At 66.2% G+C, this 17055-nt stretch carries 12 protein-coding genes; 3 read left to right on the forward strand and 9 right to left on the reverse strand.

Annotated features, from left to right (window positions below; all coding sequences use genetic code 11):
- Positions 1-250: 250 nt before the first annotated feature.
- The 6 genes from KLP40_RS20180 to kdpB form a co-directional block, all read right to left on the reverse strand.
- Positions 251-727 carry a BLUF domain-containing protein gene (locus tag KLP40_RS20180; RefSeq protein WP_215595647.1) on the reverse strand — a complete coding sequence of 159 codons (477 nt, stop codon included), beginning with the start codon at positions 725-727 and terminating at the stop codon, positions 251-253.
- 394 nt (positions 728-1121) lie between these two features.
- Entirely contained in the window at positions 1122-2891 is a 1770-nt protein-coding gene (locus KLP40_RS20185; protein ID WP_215595648.1) for a sensor histidine kinase, read from the reverse strand.
- Positions 2892-2926: 35 nt separating this feature from the next.
- Positions 2927-4096 carry a sensor protein KdpD gene (locus KLP40_RS20190; protein WP_215595649.1) on the reverse strand — a complete coding sequence of 390 codons (1170 nt, stop codon included), beginning with the start codon at positions 4094-4096 and terminating at the stop codon, positions 2927-2929.
- 187 nt (positions 4097-4283) lie between these two features.
- The gene (locus KLP40_RS20195) at positions 4284-5384 is read right to left on the reverse strand and encodes a porin (protein ID WP_215595650.1); all 1101 of its coding nucleotides are present in this window, start codon (positions 5382-5384) and stop codon (positions 4284-4286) included.
- A 77-nt stretch (positions 5385-5461) separates the two neighbouring features.
- Positions 5462-6025, reverse strand: a complete 564-nt coding sequence (gene kdpC, locus KLP40_RS20200; protein WP_215595651.1) for a K(+)-transporting ATPase subunit C — start codon at positions 6023-6025, stop codon at positions 5462-5464.
- A gap of 216 nt (positions 6026-6241) precedes the next feature.
- Positions 6242-8290, reverse strand: coding sequence for a potassium-transporting ATPase subunit KdpB (gene kdpB / locus KLP40_RS20205; RefSeq protein ID WP_215595652.1), 2049 nt, complete (start codon positions 8288-8290; stop codon positions 6242-6244).
- 142 nt (positions 8291-8432) lie between these two features.
- Here kdpB and KLP40_RS20210 point away from each other — a divergent pair, with 142 nt between their 5' ends.
- Positions 8433-8864 (forward strand): hypothetical protein, encoded by a 432-nt coding sequence (locus KLP40_RS20210; RefSeq protein ID WP_215595653.1) that lies wholly within the window; start codon positions 8433-8435, stop codon positions 8862-8864.
- A gap of 25 nt (positions 8865-8889) precedes the next feature.
- On the opposite strand, the gene kdpA is transcribed toward KLP40_RS20210, so the two are convergent.
- From kdpA to KLP40_RS20225, 3 genes are all read right to left on the reverse strand, one after another.
- Positions 8890-10590, reverse strand: a complete 1701-nt coding sequence (gene kdpA / locus KLP40_RS20215) for a potassium-transporting ATPase subunit KdpA (RefSeq protein WP_215595654.1) — start codon at positions 10588-10590, stop codon at positions 8890-8892.
- A 114-nt stretch (positions 10591-10704) separates the two neighbouring features.
- Complete coding sequence (kdpF, locus tag KLP40_RS21695; protein ID WP_215595665.1) at positions 10705-10785, reverse strand: K(+)-transporting ATPase subunit F; 81 nt, start codon at positions 10783-10785, stop codon at positions 10705-10707.
- 400 nt (positions 10786-11185) lie between these two features.
- Complete coding sequence (locus KLP40_RS20225) at positions 11186-12544, reverse strand: sigma-54-dependent transcriptional regulator (RefSeq protein ID WP_215595655.1); 1359 nt, start codon at positions 12542-12544, stop codon at positions 11186-11188.
- A 322-nt stretch (positions 12545-12866) separates the two neighbouring features.
- On the opposite strand from KLP40_RS20225, the gene KLP40_RS21480 reads away from it, so the two are divergent.
- A complete protein-coding gene (locus KLP40_RS21480; protein ID WP_215595656.1) occupies positions 12867-15911 on the forward strand; it encodes a DUF5691 domain-containing protein in 3045 nt (1014 codons plus the stop codon).
- A gap of 3 nt (positions 15912-15914) precedes the next feature.
- Positions 15915-17012 carry an ATP-binding protein gene (locus KLP40_RS20235; RefSeq protein WP_215595657.1) on the forward strand — a complete coding sequence of 366 codons (1098 nt, stop codon included), beginning with the start codon at positions 15915-15917 and terminating at the stop codon, positions 17010-17012.
- Positions 17013-17055 lie beyond the last annotated feature (43 nt).

The following is a 17055-nucleotide window of genomic DNA, read 5'->3' on the forward strand; positions in this document are numbered from 1 at the left end:
CGAGTGCCTGCATGGCCTCATTCACGAAGCCGTAGCGCAACTCGGGCCCTTCCAGGGTGGCTACTCCGGCCGGGAGCCGACGAAAAAGTTGCTCGAAAGGAAGCATACAACCACAGCTACTACCCGCCCGCGAAAGGCGGGGCAAAGACAAACAGAACAGACAATAGGCCCCGCGGAAAGAATTCCGGGGGCTGGGCCGTTAAAACGGGTTCCCCCCCGGATAAGTTGGCCACGGGCGGTTGCCTGTTTATCAGCAGGGCGTATCCGCAGCGCCGCTGGGCGTGAAAGCCTGCAGGTACTCGTGCGAAGGTGGGGCGCCGAGGACGGCCAGGCGTACGAGTTCGAGCAGGGTGGCGTCGGCAATGGAGAGGGTGGCGGGCACGGCCGGCAACCGGGTGGGGGCAAGAAACGCCTGCAACGCCGAAAAAGCGGCCGGCTGCAGCGGGTGAAAGGCCATGGACCAGCTGGCAAAGCTGCGCGCGGTGATGGGCCGCTCCACCAGCTTCTGCACGTGGGAATGGCGGCCGTCGCGGGCAATCCGCTCAAAAAGGGCGTCAACCACCGCCGGCTCGCCCTCAAAAAGCTGAGCAATATGACCGTGGCTGTAAAAGAGGATGCCCGTGATGCCGGTGCGGGCATTATCGCGCTGACACTGCGTGAGCAGGGCTTCCAGCTGCTGGTCGGAGAGCGGCTGAACGGCCTGACTCAAATAAACGATGTGCTTCATAGAAGGCGTAAAGGTACGGCGCGGCCGGCTGATGCGAGAAGGGTCGGCTCCTACTGCAAACTACGGCGGGGCTGTTGCTCTTGGATCTGCGGCAAAGCGCCGGCTCATGCTTTGCCGCAGAAACCTGTTCAGGCCGCCGCCGCCGGGCCGGCGGCCCGGGCCCGGAGCTGGGGGCGGAACTTCCGGCGGCCCTCTTCCAGGGTGTCGGCGGCGGCCGAGAACTCCACCCGCCAGCTGTCGTGGGGGCTTTTTTCTGCAGGCCCACGATGAGAAACCTGTCGGCCTGGAGCACATTGGAGTAAAAGGCGGCCAACAGCTAACAGCCAACAGCCAACAGGCAACAGGCAACAGAAGGGGGCTTCAATAAATCGGGACAAGACGCCCTTCCGGCGAATCAACCAAGGCGGTGACAAGGCAGGGTGAAGCAGAAGGTGCTGCCGGTTCCCAGCTCGCTTTCCACCCACAACCGCCCTCCCTGCGTGGCAATGAACTCGCGGGCGATGCTCAGGCCCAGACCCGATCCGCCGCAGTACCCGCTGGGGTCGGGCAATTGGGCGAAGCGCTGGAAAATCCGCTCGTGGTGCTCGGCGGCAATGCCGGGGCCGTGGTCCTGCACGCTGATCTGCACCTGCCGGCCGCTGGCCTGGGCCCGCACCGTCAGGGTTTCGCCGGGGGGCGAGTAGCGGATGGCGTTGGCCAGCAGATTAATGAGCACCCAGGTGGTTTTCTCCACGTCAGCGCGGGCGGCGGGCAGATCGGGGGGCAGCTGCAGGTCGAGGTGGAGGTGCTTGTCCAGGAGCTGGGCCTGCACGGTGGCCGTAGCGTAGCGCACCACGTCGGCCAGGCTGGTGGGGCGCACGTCGAGCCGGATGCCGGCACCCGCATCGAGGCGCGACACGTCGAGCAGCTCGCCCACCATCCGTTGCAACCGCTGCGTTTCCTGCCGGATACTGCTCGTCACGCGCTGGCGCTCCTCGGCCGGCAGGCGCTCATCCTGCAGCAGCCGCAGATTGATGTTCATGCTCGACAAAGGCGTTTTCAGCTCGTGCGAGACGGTCGCCAGGAAGTTCGACTTGACCTGATCGAGCCGCTTGAAGTCCGACACGTTGCGCAGGGTCAGGATCTGGCCCGCAAATTCCTTCTGATTCAGGGCTTCATTGAAGGCCAGCAGGTCCTGCACATCGAGCTGAAAGTAGGCTTCTTCGCCGCTGTGCGTGATGTGGAGCAGCGGAATTTCCTGCCCGGGGCCCGGGGGCTGGTTAACGGAGTGGAGCAGGGTGCTGACCAACTCGTTTTCGAGGGCGACCTCCTGGGCCGGCCGGCCCAGGAGCTGGGCGGCTTCCAGGCCCAGCAGCTCGCAGGCCACCGGGTTTGCCAGCAAAATCACGCGGTGCTGATCCAGCAGCAAAAGCCCCTCATCGAGCCCATTCACGATGCTGGCGGCCCGGTTGCGCTCCGTTACCAGCTGGGCCAGGGTGGAGTTGCGGTACTCGTTGAGCTGCACCAGCAGGCGGTTAAAAGCCCGGGCAACCTGGCCGAACTCGTCGTTGCTCTCGACCGGAATGGCCGCCGAAAAATCCTGGTTCGTGGCGTGCTCAATGCTGACTGCCAGCCGGTGCAGGGGGGCTACCGCTGCCGCCGGCACCCGCAGCACGAAGCCCGAGGCCACCACCACGCTTACCCCAATAACGGCCAGCAGGTAGTACCCGGCCCGGGTAGCGGTGGCCGTAGCCCGGTCGTTGTTGGCTTGCAGCGTGTCGATGTTGAGCTGCACCATGCGGTGGGTTTGCCGGCGCAGCTCGTCTACCAAGGCCCCGCGGCCGTTGGCCCCGCCCGCCGCCCTGAGCCGCTCATACCGGGCCAGGTTGGCCGTCAGACTATCCACTATTTCCTGCTCCCCGGGTTCCGTGATATTGCCCGCTTCCCGGGTGAGGCTTTCGCGAAACCGGGCCAGGTCGGCAACCGCACTGGGCCGTTGGCGTTCCAGGTTATCCAGGGACCGTAGCATTTGCTGGCCCAACTGCACGCTGTAGAAATTATCCTTCAGAATGCTTCGGGCACTGTGGTCGAGCTGGCGCACGATGCGGAAGGCGTACCCGCCCAGGGCCAGCAGCAGCAGCAACAGGGCCAGAAACCCCAGGGTAATTTTAGACTTGAAGCTCATAAAGGCGAAGAATTGGTATCCGTACGCTACGCATTTCAACAGGCCACCAAAAACAGATCCGGGGACTGCTCCAAGCCGGCCACGGCGCGGATGAGGTTACGGGTGATACTGCGGCGGGTAACGCGCGGCCAGCCGGTTTGTGCGCGGCCCATGCCGCACAGGAGCAGCGTGGCTTCTTTGTCGCGGGCTACGCGCACAATTTCGGCTACCACATCGTCGCTTCTGCTGCGCAGAATCTGCCCGCCCAGCTCGGTAACCAGCTGCAAATTGCGCAACAGCCCGCGTTGGGTTTCCAGTTTGATGCGGTCGGCGGCTTCGGGCGTGGTTTGCACATACAGTACGTACCAGGGACTCATGCCCAGTTGCTGGGCCAGGCGGGAGGCTTTGCGGATGATGGCGCGGGCCGCCGGAACATTGGTACTGATGCAGGCCAACAGCCGGTCGTGGTTGCGCCGGCCGGCGGGCACGGGCGCGGCCCCGCCGGCCTCGGTTTCCACCTGCCGGCTCAGCAGCTGGGCCACCTCGCGCACGGCCAGGCGGCGCAGCTGAAGCAGGTTATCGGCCCGAAAGAAGTTATGGAGGGCCACCGGCACCCTGGCCGGGGCGTAGATTTTGCCTTCTTCGAGGCGGGCCCGCAGCTCACCCACGGTCAGGTCCACGTTTACCACTTCATCGGCCTGGCGCAGCACCTGGTCGGGAACCCGCTCCGTGACGGCAGTGCCGGTTATCTTGAGCACCTGGTCGTGCAGGCTTTCCAGGTGCTGCACGTTCAGGGCCGTGAGCACCGAAATACCGGCCCTGAGCAGCGCGTCCACGTCCTGCCAGCGCTTCTCGTGTTGGGAGCCGGGCGCGTTGGAGTGGGCCAGCTCATCGACCACCGCCACGGCCGGCCGGCGCTGGATAATGGCCTCCAGGTCCATTTCTTCCAGGGCCCGGCCCTTATAGAACAGTGTTTTGCGGGGCACCCGGGGCAGGTCGCGCAGCTGGGCCACGGTTTCGGGGCGGCCGTGGGTTTCCACGTAGCCCAGCACCACATCCACGCCGTGCTGACGCAGCTCATGCGCTTCCTGCAGCAGGCGGTAGGTTTTGCCCACGCCGGCGGCCAGGCCCAGGTACACCTTCAGCCGCCCCCGCCGCCGCTGCTGCACCAGTCGCAGAAACCGCTCCGCCGATTCATCACGCTGTTGGTCGTCGTTGTTGTTCATGGTGGTAGCCTCACCCCGACTTCTACCCCACCCCAACCCCTCCCCGGTGGGGAGGGGCTTAGGTTACTGTTGCAACAAATTATGTGCAACAGAATAAGAAAAGGGAGGTCGAATATGGTGGGATGTATGATGAGTTGTTGCCGTACTAATCTAAGCCCCTGCCTACTGGAGAGGGGTTGGATTGGGATTAAAACGCCAGCGCGATGCTGCTGGTCAGGTTGCCGTAGCTGTCCGAAACTTGGCTCCCGCTTTGCGCGAAAAGGGGGCGTTTGGCATCCATCAAGCGGCCTTCGACCCGGAAAACCACGTTGGGGGCGGGAGCATAGTCCAGGTTGAGAGAAGCCGCTTTCACTTTAAAAGCCGGGTCGCCAAGCTGCGGGGCACCCGACACGATGAGCACGCCGCGGTCGGCGTGGTAGTACTCGGCGCGGGCGGCGGCGGTCCATTTGGGCGCCAGCTGGTAGCGCACGAAGGCCGCGCCGGTGTGCCAGGTATCGGCCCGGCCGCCGCGCTGCTCGCTCTCCTGCTGGCCCGCGTCGAAGACCAGGGCCAGGCTCAGGCGGTCGGTGGCGGCGTAGCTGGCGTAGAAATTATGGAAGTAGCGGCGGCGGCGCACCGAGTCCCGGGGCTGCTCGTTGCCGTAGAACGCGCTGCTGTTGATGAGCAGCTTATCGATGGGCTTCCACTGTAGTTGGGTGCCGAGGGCCTTGCCCTGGTTGGTTTCGCGGATGTTCTGCCAGCCGTTGAGCACCAGCCCGGTGAGCGTCAGCTTGGGGCTCACCTCGTAGGTCAGGCGGGCGCCGGCTTCGTAGTAGGGTGAGTTTTCGGCCATCAGCGAGCGGGTCAGCGTCCAGTTGTCCTTGCTCAGGGCCGACTCAAACCCGATGTGAGAGGTGAAAATCCCCACGTCGAGCCAGGCGTTGCGGAAGGGCCGGAAGCCGGCGTAGCCCTCGTAGAGGTGCCGGAAGACCGGGTCCTCGGCCGCGTAGTTGGCCGCCACGTAGGAGCCGGCGTGCAGCCCCACGGCCCCGCGCACCTGCCCGTTATCGTAGCGCAGCCCGAGCACGGCGTTGTTGACCGTAAACTCGTTCTGGCGGTTGTGGGAGTACAGAAAGCCCGGCCGCTGGTTGGTGGGCTCATACTTGAAATCGTAGCCGTAATAGCCGTCCACGAAGCCGTAAAGCGTGAGGGGATTGGGCGTTGCGGCCACCGAATCCGGGGTCATGGTCTGGGCCGCGGCCCCGCCGGCGGCCAGCAGGGCCAGACTCAGCGTGAGAAGTACGTTCATGTGTAAGCTATTCGCTTTTAGCTGCTGGCTGTCAGGTGAACACCCTGGGGCGCCGTTCGCGCAACCCGTTATGCCGGCTATTTCAAAGAATCCAGGGCCAGGTTGAGTTGGAGCACGTTTACGGTAGCCGGGCCCAGGAGGGCAAAAATAGGCTCCTGCACGTGGGCGGCCACCAGGGCCCGCACGCGGGCCCGGGGCAGGCCCCGCCGCCGGGCCACGCGCTCCACCTGGGCGTAGGCCCCGGCCGGCGACAGGTGCGGGTCGAGGCCCGAGCCGCTGGACGTGACCAGCTCGGCCGGAACCTGGCCGAAGCGCAGGCTGGGGTTTTGCTGCAGCAAGGCCCCGGCGCGGGTCTGCACCTCGCGCAGATACTCTTGGTTGCTGGGGCCCTTGTTGGAGCCGCCCGAGCCGTCGGCGGCGTAGCCCACGGCCGAGGGGCGGGAGTTGAAGTACTCGGGCCGGTCGAATTGCTGGCCCACGTTCAGAAAGCCCACGACCCGGCCCCGGCTCACGACCTGAACGCCCTGGCCCCTACCGGGCGCCATCTGAGCCGCACCCCACACCAGGGCCGGATACACGCCGCAGCAAAGCACGAGCAAAGCCAGCGTCAAACGAAAAGCGGAAGCAAGATGATGTTTCATGGTTGGTACAATGGAGCGGCGCAGGGCCGCAGGAGTTATTGGTTGAGAGGCAGGCTGCCAATTCCGGCCCGGTTTGCTGCCAGAAGCCCAAATAATGCGTTAATCTTCTGTCAGTCAGCCAAAAGTGAATTAGTGTTTCGCCGGCGCAGTGGGTACAGCCCCCCGCAACCGGGTCAGAATGGCCCGGCAGGCTGGTCAGAAAGATCCGGCGTGAATCTACACGAACAGCCCCACGACCAGGTCAATCAGCTTGATGCCGACGAAGGGCACGATGACGCCGCCGAGGCCGTAGAGGAGCAGGTTGCGGCGCAGCAGGGCCGAGGCGCCCACGGGCTTATAGGCCACCCCGCGCAGAGCCAGCGGCACCAGAGCCGGGATGAGCAGGGCGTTGAAAATCACGGCGCTCAGGATGGCCGACTGCGGCGACTTCAGGCCCATGATGTTGAGCGCGCCCAGGGCCGGAATGGCCACCATGAACAGGGCCGGCACGATGGCGAAGTACTTGGCCACGTCGTTGGCGATACTGAAGGTGGTGAGCGTGCCCCGGGTCATGAGCAGCTGCTTGCCGATTTCGACCACCTCGATGAGCTTGGTGGGGTCGTTGTCGAGGTCGACCATGTTGCCGGCTTCCTTGGCGGCCTGGGTACCCGAGTTCATGGCCACGCCCACGTCGGCCTGGGCCAGGGCGGGCGCGTCGTTGGTGCCGTCGCCCATCATGGCCACCAGCCTTCCCTCCTGCTGCTCGCGGCGGATGTAGAGCATCTTGTCCTCGGGCCTGGCCTCGGCAATGAAGTCATCGACCCCCGCTCTTTCGGCAATGAAGCGGGCCGTGAGCGGGTTGTCGCCGGTTACCATTACCGTTTTGATGCCCATGCGGCGCAGGCGCTCAAACCGCTCCTGGATGCCGGGTTTGATGATGTCCTGGAGCTCCACCACGCCCAGCACCCGGTCGTTTTCGCTCAGCACCAGCGGGGTGCCGCCGTTGCTGGCAATGGCCTCCACCCGCTCCGACGTTTCCTGCGGGAAGGGCTGGCCGGCTTTGCTGGCCAATTGCCGGATGGCATCGGCAGCACCCTTGCGGAGGCGCTGGCCGTCGGCCAGGGTTACGCCGGAACTCCGGGTTTCGGCCGTGAACTGGATCAGCTCGGCCCCCTGCAGGCGGGTGCGCAGACCGGCCACGTCGGAGCGGCGGGTTTCGCCGGCCAGCTCCACAATGCTCTTGCCCTCGGGCGTTTCGTCGGTGAGCGAGGCCAGGGTGGCGGCCTCTACCATCTGGGCCTCCGTGATGCCGGGGGCGGGCCAGAAGTGGGTGGCTTTGCGGTTGCCGATGGTGATGGTGCCGGTTTTGTCGAGCAGCAGCACGTCGATGTCGCCGGCCGTTTCCACGGCTTTGCCGCTCTTGGTGATGACGTTGGCGCGTAGCGCCCGGTCCATGCCGGCAATGCCGATGGCCGAGAGCAGCCCGCCAATGGTAGTCGGAATCAGGCACACAAACAGGGCAATGAAGGCCGAAATGGCGATGGGCGTGTTGGAGTACTCGGCAAACGGGGCCAGCGTCACGCACACCAGCACAAACACCAGCGTAAACCCGGCCAGCAGAATGGTAAGGGCAATTTCGTTGGGCGTTTTCTGCCGCGAAGCCCCTTCCACCAGGGCAATCATCTTGTCCAGAAACGACTCGCCCGGCTCGGTGGTCACCTCCACCCGGATGCGGTCCGAGAGCACCCGGGTGCCGCCCGTTACGCTCGACTTATCCCCGCCGGCCTCCCGAATCACCGGGGCCGACTCGCCGGTAATGGCCGACTCGTCAATAGTAGCCAGCCCCTCCACGATTTCGCCGTCGGTGGGAATGATTTCGCCGGCTTCCACCAGAAAAAACTGCCCCTTACGCAGCGCCGACGACGAGACGGTGCTCACCTGGCCGCGCTCATCCACGAGGCGGGCGGGGGTTTCCTCGCGGGTTTTGCGCAGGCTCTCGGCCTGGGCCTTGCCCCGGGCCTCGGCAATGGCCTCGGCGAAATTGGCGAACAGCAGCGTGAGCAGCAGCACCACGAACACGGTGAAGTTGTAGCCGAACGAGCCCTGGGCGGCATCGGGCCGCACGAGTAGCCCCAGCGTCACGAGCAGCATCACGGCGGTGCCCAGCTCCACGGTGAACATCACCGGGTTGCGCACCATCACCCGCGGGTCGAGCTTCCCGAAGGCCTGCTTCACGGCCTCCGCCACCAGCGCGGGTTGGAAAAGAGATTGAGATTTAGTTGTCATTTGGAGTTGAGAGGAAAGAGATTGAAACGAGTTGCAGATGTGTCTAAATTCGCCTCATTGCCAGAATACTGGCTGTTATCAATTGCTGCTGCTAAGCACTTAGTTTGTGCACCTGGAAATAGCTTTGTATTCTCCCATAACTATGTGCGAACTATCTGTTAATGTCTGCTCACTACAAGGGGAATTCGAAGGCCACACCGAAATTGATATTTCGGGTACCTCTGCTGATTTTCTTAGGTTCTCCTACTGCCTGAGTGAATTTCCAACGAAAGGATTTTCACTCAGACAAAAACCTAATATTTACTATCCTAAGTCATTACACCACCTGTCATTAGATTTGGTTGACCAGTCAAACCGGTTGATTACAATGCAGGTAGAGGGTGTAGATTTCAAGATTACAGGTGACTTGGAAGCATTTCAGAAACTGAGTAGCTTCTTAGAAAGCCTATCAAACCTGAGCCCCGGTGAGCATTTTCACCTTGATTGGTTTGCAGACGAAGACTTACTGGCACCAGCAACTAATACTTTGTCTTTCATCTTTTCAGTTCTGACAGAAGACCAGAGCGAAGTCTGACTCAGCATTCCCAACTCAATACTGCTTAATACAGCGAGAAATGCTCGGCCAGCGGGCCCAGGGCCAGGGCCGGGAAGAAGGCCAGGGCGGCGATAATCCAGATGACGAAGAAGACCATCAGGCCGAAGGTGGCCGTGTCGACGCGCAGGGTGCCGGCGCTTTCGGGCACGTACTTCTTGCGGGCCAGCAGGCCGGCAATGGCCACCGGGCCGATGATGGGCAGGTAGCGGCTCAGCAGCAGCACCACGCCGGTACTGATGTTCCAGAAGGGCGTGTTGTCGCCCAGGCCCTCGAAGCCCGAGCCGTTGTTGGCGGCCGAGGACGTGAACTCGTAGAGCATCTCCGAGAAGCCGTGGTAGCCGGGGTTATTGAGCCAGCCGCTCAGCGCCGCGGGGTCCTGGGCGTAGAGGTGGGCCGCCAGGGCCGTGCCCGTCAGAATCAGCAGGGGGTGCAGCAGGGCAATGAGCAGGGCGATTTTCATCTCCCGGGCCTCGATTTTCTTGCCCAGCAGCTCCGGCGTGCGCCCCACCATCAGCCCCGAAATAAACACGGCCACGATGATGAACACGAAGAAGTTGAGCAGGCCCACGCCCACCCCGCCGTAGAAGGCGTTGGTCATCATGCCCAGCATCGCGTTCATGCCCGAAAGCGGCAGCAGCGAGTCGTGCATGGCATTCACCGAGCCGTTGCTGGTGACGGTGGTCTGAATGGCCCACAGGGCCGAAGCGGCCGCGCCGAGACGCATCTCCTTGCCTTCCAAAGAGCCCAGGCTCTGGTCGATGCCCAGCTTGGCGAGGGCGGGGTTGCCGTGCATTTCCAGGTACACCGTGGGCACTTGCAGCAGCAGGTAGCCGGCCGTCATCACGCCCAGCACCATGTAGCCCAGGCGAGGCCGGCGCAGGTAAAAGCCCAATGCCAGGGCCATAGCCATCGGAATGAGCGTGATGCTCAGGTTCTCGGCCATGTTGGTGAGGTAGGTCGGGTTTTCGAGGGGGTGGGCCGAATTCACCCCGAAAAAGCCCCCGCCGTTGGTGCCCAGCTGCTTGATGGCAATCATGGCCGCAGCCGGGCCCCGGCTCACGGCCGTGGTATCGCCCTGCACCGTGACTAGCGGCTGCTTACCGGCAAACGTCATGGGCGTGCCCTGGAACACGAGCAGCAGCGCCAGCCCCAGGGCCAGCGGCAGCAGCACCCGCGTGAGGCTGCGCACGAAATAGACGTAGAAGTTGCCCAGCTTGTCGGTGGTTCGCTCGCGCAGGGCGTTGAACACCACCACGCAGGCAGCCAGGCCGGTGGCGGCCGTCACGAACTGCAGGAACATCACGCCCACCAGCTGGGAGAGGTAGGTCAGGCCCGTTTCGCCGGAGTAGTGCTGCAGGTTGCAGTTCACCAGAAACGAAATGGCCGTGTTAAACGCCTGGTCGGGCGACATGGACGGGTTGCCGTCGGGGTTGAGCGGCAGGCTGCCCTGGGTGCAGAACACGAGCATGGCCCAGCCAAACCAGAGCAGGTTGATGGTGAGCAGGGCCTGCAGATGCTGCTGCCAGCACATCTCGCGGGTGGGATTGAGGCCAGCCACCCGGTAAAGGCCGTTTTCGAGCGGGGTCAGAAAATCGGACCAGCTTCGGTCGCCGCGGTACACGGTGGCCAGGTAGCGGCCCAGCGGCACGGCCAGCGCCAGCGTCAGCACCAGCGTGGCCCCGATGCCAAGGAGTTCAGAGGACATGTTTCTAGTTGTCAGTAGATAGTTGTCGGTTGTCAGTTGCCGGGAGTCGTTGTGGTTATTTGTGCGGTTGCGCCGTGTGGGCTGACAACTGCCAACCAGCAACTGACAACTGAATTAGAATTTTTCGGGGCGGAGCAGCACGTAGGTCAGGTAGGCGAAGGTGGCCAGCCCGAGCAGCAGCAGGGCAATCATCATGGCAGCGGGGTCAGATGTGGTCGAAGAAGTCGACCGTTTTAAAGAAGAGCCGGAAGCCGGCGAGGCCGGTGGCCGTCAGCAGCGGAATCAGCAGGGCAGCGGACATAAGCGGGTTGGTTGATTGGTGTGCCAGCCCAGTTGCCAATCCCGGCCCGGTTTCGGGGCGGCGGATTTTTCACCGCCTTATCGCACTGTTTATCAGCCGGTAATTTTATCGCCCATCTTTTCGCAACCGGTCTAAACGCAGAAAACCGAGTCATTCTGACCCGGCGCGGCGGTCAGAACAACTCGGTTTTGAAGCCCCCAGGGCTGAAGCCCTGGGCTATTCATAAGTACAGCCAGGGGATGCGGGCTGCGTAGCCCAGGGTTTTAACCCTGGGACGCCTGGGACGCCTGCGCCCTAGGCGGAGAGCCCGTACTCCTGAATCTTGCGGTAGAGGGTTTTGGTGCCGATGCCGAGCTGGCGGGCGGTTTCCATCTTGTTGCCCCCGGTTTCGCGCAGCACCCGCTGAATCTGGTGCTTTTCGAGGGTGCGCAGGGTCCGGTCGTCGGCGGCCGGGGTGGCGGGGTCGGGCTGGAAGTGGTGGAACTCGGCCGGCAGGTCGTCGGTGGTGAGCTGGTCGCCGTCGGCCAGAATAACGGCCCGCTCCAGCACGTTGCGCAGCTCGCGCACGTTGCCGCGCCAGTCGTGGCGACGCAGCTGTTCCAGGGCCTCGGGCTCCAGCCCGCACAGGCGGCGGCCCAGTTTGGCGGCGAAGAAGCGCAGGAAGTAGTCGGCCAGCGCGGGCACGTCGGCGCGCCGCTCGTTGAGGCCCGGCACCGGCACCGTGAACACGGCCAGGCGGTAGTACAAATCGGGGCGGAAGTGGCCGGCGGCGGCTTCCTGCTGCAGGTGGCGGTTGGTGGCCGCCACCAGGCGCACGTTCACCTGGGTGGGCTTGGTGTCGCCGAGCTTGGTGAACTGCTGGGTTTCGAGCACCCTGAGGAACTTGGCCTGCACGCTCAGCTCCAGCTCCCCGATTTCATCCAGAAACAGCGTGCCGCCGTGGGCCGCTTCCAGCAGGCCCTTCTTATCGGCCAGCGCGCCCGTAAAGGCCCCCTTTTTGTAGCCAAACAGCTCCGATTCCAGCAAATCCCGCGGGAAAGCCGAGCAGTTGACGGCCACGAAGGGCTTGCCGCGCCGGGCGCTGGCCTGGTGGATGGCCTGGGCAAACAGCTCCTTGCCCGCCCCGGTGGGCCCTTCCAGCAGCACGGTGCTGTCGGTGGGCGCGGCGCGGCGGGCCAGGCGCTGGGCTTCGAGCAGGGCCGCCGACGAGCCAATCATGCTCTCAAACGTGTACTGGGCGCCCACCTGCTGCTCCAGCTCGGCCACCCGCCGCCGCAGCCGCGCTTTCTCCACGGCCCGGTCCACCACCACCACCAGCTGGTCGTCGGAGTCGCCCTTGGTCAGGTAGTCGAAGGCGCCTTCCTTCATGGCCCGCACGCCGTCGGTGATGGTGCCGTAGGCCGTGAGCAGGATGATTTCGGCCAGGGGCGCCTTGGCCCGGTAGCGGGGCAGCAGGTCGAGGCCGTAGCCGTCGGGCAGCTTCACGTCGGAGAGCACCACCAGGATGTCGTCGGCGTGCTGGGCCAGGTCTTCGAGGCCCCGGCGGGCGTCGGGGGCCTGGCGCACGGTGTAGCCTTCCAGCTCCAGCATGCGGGCAATGGCCTGGCGCAGGGGGGCTTCGTCGTCGATGATGAGCAGGGTTCCGTCGGGCATGAGAAGGGGGAATTCGGGCGTGAGGCGCCCGGGCCAGGGCCGCCAAAGCTATTGGCTTTCCCCCGAAAGTGAACAGAAACCCAACGGCCCCCGTCCCACCCTCGGCTACTTCCAGGGTGATACGCCCGCCGGCTGACCGCCGCCAGGCCGCTTCCTGGCCCCGGGCAAGCCGTTCTGCAATCCGGGCGCCCCCCCCTCGTCTGCCCCACCCGCCGGGTTCCGTTTTTTCGTCCCCGGCCGGTAAAGATTGTGGGCCGAAGTACTTGGCAATGGTCGGCTGGCTGCTATTTTGCGCCCGACTACCCGCTCTGCCTTCCACCGGATGATTCTCTATTCTGAAGACCAGGCCCAGGCCTTTGTAACCGATGCGGGCACCCTGCAGCGGGGCCGGCAGCTGGCTCAGCCCGCCAAGTGGGGCCACCTGGGCCGCACCGCCGCCAGCGCCTGGGGCGAGTGCGCCGGCAGTGGCGCCAAGCCCTACCTGACGGGCATCGACCTGAGTGAGCCGGCCTTTAAGTGCTCCTGCCCCAGCCGGGTGTTTCCGTGCAAGCACGGGGCCGCGCTGCTGCTGCTGCTGGCCCGCCAGCCGGCCCTGTTCGCGGGCTCTGCGGCGCCGGCCTGGCTGGCGGAGTGGCTCGCCAAACGCCAGCAAACCCAGGAGAAAAAGACCGAAAAAGTGGTGGCCGCCGTGGCGCAGGCCGCTGCCGGGGCGGCCGACACCTCCCCGGCCGCCGCGCCCACCCCGGCCGGGGAGGTGTCGGCCGCCCGGCTGGCGCGCATGGTGCAGGGCGCGGACGAGCTGGAAACCTGGCTGCTCGATCTGGTGCGCCACGGCCTGGCCACCCTCGACCAGCAGCCGGCCCGGTTCTGGGAAACGCAGGCCGCCCGCCTCGTTGACAACCAGCTGCCCGGCCTGGCCGGCACGGTGCGCGAGCTGGCCGCTTTGCGCCACGCCCACGCCGACTGGCCCGCCCGCCTGCTGGCCCGGCTGGGCGAGCTGTACTGGCTGGTACGCGCCTTCCAAAGCCGCGACCAGCTGCCCGCCCCGCTGCGCCAGGACGTGCTGCAGCAGGTGGGCGTGACCCTCAAAAAAGAAGAGCTGGCCGACTTTGCGCCCCCCGTAACCGACACCTGGCAGGTGCTGGGCCAGCTGAGCTGGGACGAGGACCGGCTCACGGCCCGCCGCAGCTGGCTGCGGGGCGAGGCCACCGGCCGCTACGCCCTGGTGCTGGAATTCGCCTTCGGCCACCAGGCCTTCGCCACGCCCCTGGTGCCGCAGGGCCGCTACACCGGGGCGCTGCTGTTCTACCCCGGCCCGCTGCCTTTGCGCGCCGCTCCCGTGGCCTTGGTCTATGCCGGTTCAGCCGGTTCAGCCGCTGCCACCGCCGCCCCGCCCGCCGGGGCGCCCGGCCAGCTGCTGAGCGACTACGCCGACGCGCTGGCCCGGCAGCCCTGGCTGCGCGAATGGCCCGCCGCCCTGGCCCAGGTGGTGCCCACCCGCCAGCCCGACGGAAGCTGGGGGCTGCATCACTCCCACGACGAGGCCGCCCTGCCCCTGCGCCTGCCCGACGAGGATGCCGCCTGGCAGCTGCTGGCCGAAAGCGGCGGGCACCCGCTCACCCTGTTCGGGGAGTGGGACGGCCGGGCGTTTCGTCCCCTGCACAGCTGGCCGGCGCCCACCCACCCGGTCCCCACCCACCCGGCGGCGGCGGTCCGCTCCGCCCTGCCGGACCTCCAGGCGGTGGCCACCGGGCCGGAGCCGGCCCCCGGGCCCGGCGAGCAGGAAGCCGGCCAGCTGCCCGAGGCCGCCCAGCTGTTGCGCGTAGCCCTGCTGGGCACCCGCCAGAGCGGGGAGACAGTCCCGGCCGTGCTAGTCGGGACCACTTCTGCCGACGGCCCGGAGCAGCGGCTCCTGCTGGCTGCCGGCACCCTGGCCCTGGTGCAGAAAGCCGGCTTTCTGCCACCCGTCCCGGCGGCGCGGCCGCCCGCCCCGGCACCTGCCGAAACGGGGCAGCCGCTGGGCCCCAGCGGAACGGAGTGCCTGCGGGCGCTGCTGGACAGTAACCGCTACGCCGAATACCGCTCCGACTACTGGATTCAGCTCGAGCAGCACCACCGGCTGATTCCGCCGGCGCTGCTGGTCTCGGCGCTCCACAACGCCGATCTGCGCCGCCACCTGCCGGGTTCGTTCTCGGCCATTCTGGGCGAGCGGGGCCGTTGGCTGGCTGCCCAGAACCCGGCCTGGCAACCGGTGCCGGCCAGCCGGCCAACGGCCCCGCCGGCCGATGAGCTGGCTACCTGGGAAACGGGCAGCTTGCCCGAGCGGGCCTCCTTTATCCGCCACCTGCACCAGACCGACCCCGCCCAGGCCCGGCAGCTGCTGGCCGCGGCCCTGCCCACTGAGCGGGCCGCCACCCAGGCCGCCCTGCTGGCCCAACTGGAGCCGGCCGTGAGTCCGGCCGACGAGGCCCTGCTGGCAGCCTACCTCCGGTCCAAAAGCAAGGAAGTGCGCCAGACGGTGCTGCCCCTGCTCGTGCGCCTGCCCCAGTCGGCGCTGGTAGCGCGGCTCTGGGAGCGGGCCGCTCCCCTGCTCACGCTTCGCCGGCCCCTGCTGGGGCGCAGCAAGCTGGAAGTGATCCTGCCCGCGGCCTGGGACAAAACCTGGCTCACCGACGGCATCGAGCAGAAAACCACCGGCTACGAGGGCGGGGAGCGGGCCGGGCAGCTCGGGCAGCTGCTGGCCCTGCTGCCCCCCGCCCGCTGGAGCGCCCACCTGGGCGTGGAGGCGGACGAGCTGCTGGTGCTGGCCGAGGCCTCCGACTGGGGCCCGCTGCTGCGGCGGGCCTGGGCGCGGGCGGCCACCCTGCACGCGTCCGAGGCGTTTGCCGGCCCGCTGCTGCGCCACTACCTGAGCACTTACCCCCGCCCGCCCGGCTTCGAGGTGGGGCCGCTGCTGGAGCTGCTGGGCGAGGCCGAAAAGCTGGCCCTGCTGCGCGGGGCGCTGCCCGGTCTCGTGGCCGGCCTGCTGGGACGCCCCCCGGATTTTCTGCCGGAACTGCTGCCCTACCTGGCCCGGCCCTGGCCCGCCGACATCGTGCGGGCCGTGCTGCGCTACCTGTCCGGCACGCTGGCCCCCGGCGTGAGCTACCCCTACGGGCAAACCTACCAGCGGCTGACGAGCCTGCTCCAGGAGCTGCCCCGGGCCCTGCCCCAGGAGCTGGAGGCCGAAGTCACCTCGGCCCTGGAGGCGCTGTCGCCCCGCTACCCGGTGGTGGCCCCGCTCATCGGGCAATTCACCGACTCGCTGCACTTTCGCCGGCAGCTGGCCGCCAGCCTTACCGAACCTTCCACCGCTTTCAACGACTAAGTTATGGCCTCCGCCCCGACCCCTGACCTGCTCCGCCCCCACGCCGAAGACCTCTACGCCGAGGAGCTGGCGGCCCTCAAAGCCGCCGACGACCGGCCCAAGCCGCCCAACTGGCAGCTCTCGCCCTGGGCCGTGGTAACCTACCTGCTGGGCGGCCAGCTCGACAACGGCTTCGAGGTGGAGCCCAAGTACATCGGGCAGCGGCGGCTGATGGAAATTGCGGTGGCCACGCTGGCCACCGACCGCGCCCTGCTGCTGCTGGGCGTGCCGGGCACGGCCAAAAGCTGGGTTTCCGAGCACCTGACGGCCGCCATCAGCGGGCACACCAACCTGCTGGTGCAGGGCACGGCCGGCACCGCCGAGGATAGCCTGCGCTACTCCTGGAACTACGCCCGCCTGCTGGCCGAGGGTCCCTCGCTGGGGGCGCTGGTGCCCAGCCCGCTCTACAAAGGCATGGAAACCGGCCAGCTGGTGCGCATTGAGGAGTTGACCCGCATCCCGTCCGACGTGCAGGACACGCTGCTGACCATGCTCTCGGAAAAGGTGCTGCCCATTCCGGAGCTCAGCACCGAAATTCAGGCTACGCAGGGCTTCAACGTCATTGCCACGGCCAACGACCGGGACCGGGGCGTGAACGAGCTCAGCAGCGCCCTGCGCCGCCGCTTCAACGCCGTGGTGCTGCCGCTGCCCGCCACCCTGGCCGAGGAGGTGCACATCGTGCAGACCCGGGTGGCCAAGCAGGGCAAGGCCCTGCAACTGCCGGTGGAAGCTCCGGCCCTGGAGCAGATCAGCCGCCTGGTCACCATCTTCCGGGAGCTGCGGGCGGGCGTGACCGACAACGGCAAAACTAAGCTCAAGAGCCCCAGCGGCACGCTGAGCACCGGCGAGGCCATTTCGGTGATGAACTCCGGCCTGGCCCTGGCCGCCTACTTCGGCGACGGCACCCTGCGCGCCCACGACCTGGCCGCCGGCCTGATGGGCGCCGTCATCAAAGACCCCGGCCCCGACCGGGTGGTGTGGCTGGAGTACCTGGAAACCGTAGTGAAAGAGCGCGACGGCTGGAAGGATCTGTACCGCTCGTGCCGGGAGGTGGTGGAGTAGGAATTTACCGGCTCCCTATCTGACCGCGTAGGGCCAGGTCCAT

It is taken from the genome of Hymenobacter piscis, assembly GCF_018760735.1.
Taxonomy (GTDB): domain Bacteria; phylum Bacteroidota; class Bacteroidia; order Cytophagales; family Hymenobacteraceae; genus Hymenobacter; species Hymenobacter piscis.

What these genes read in the sequence shown, in the direction of transcription:
- KLP40_RS20185 (WP_215595648.1), bottom strand. Translation starts at nt 2,891, where the DNA reads ATGAGCTTCAAGTCTAAAATTACCCTGGGGTTTCTGGCCCTGTTGCTG.
- kdpF (WP_215595665.1), bottom strand. Translation starts at nt 10,785, where the DNA reads ATGATGATTGCCCTGCTGCTGCTCGGGCTGGCCACCTTCGCCTACCTG.
- KLP40_RS20195 (WP_215595650.1), bottom strand. Translation starts at nt 5,384, where the DNA reads ATGAACGTACTTCTCACGCTGAGTCTGGCCCTGCTGGCCGCCGGCGGG.
- KLP40_RS20235 (WP_215595657.1), top strand. Translation starts at nt 15,915, where the DNA reads ATGGCCTCCGCCCCGACCCCTGACCTGCTCCGCCCCCACGCCGAAGAC.
- KLP40_RS21480 (WP_215595656.1), top strand. Translation starts at nt 12,867, where the DNA reads ATGATTCTCTATTCTGAAGACCAGGCCCAGGCCTTTGTAACCGATGCG.
- kdpA (WP_215595654.1), bottom strand. Translation starts at nt 10,590, where the DNA reads ATGTCCTCTGAACTCCTTGGCATCGGGGCCACGCTGGTGCTGACGCTG.
- KLP40_RS20180 (WP_215595647.1), bottom strand. Translation starts at nt 727, where the DNA reads ATGAAGCACATCGTTTATTTGAGTCAGGCCGTTCAGCCGCTCTCCGAC.
- KLP40_RS20225 (WP_215595655.1), bottom strand. Translation starts at nt 12,544, where the DNA reads ATGCCCGACGGAACCCTGCTCATCATCGACGACGAAGCCCCCCTGCGC.
- KLP40_RS20190 (WP_215595649.1), bottom strand. Translation starts at nt 4,096, where the DNA reads ATGAACAACAACGACGACCAACAGCGTGATGAATCGGCGGAGCGGTTT.
- KLP40_RS20210 (WP_215595653.1), top strand. Translation starts at nt 8,433, where the DNA reads ATGTGCGAACTATCTGTTAATGTCTGCTCACTACAAGGGGAATTCGAA.
- kdpB (WP_215595652.1), bottom strand. Translation starts at nt 8,290, where the DNA reads ATGACAACTAAATCTCAATCTCTTTTCCAACCCGCGCTGGTGGCGGAG.
- kdpC (WP_215595651.1), bottom strand. Translation starts at nt 6,025, where the DNA reads ATGAAACATCATCTTGCTTCCGCTTTTCGTTTGACGCTGGCTTTGCTC.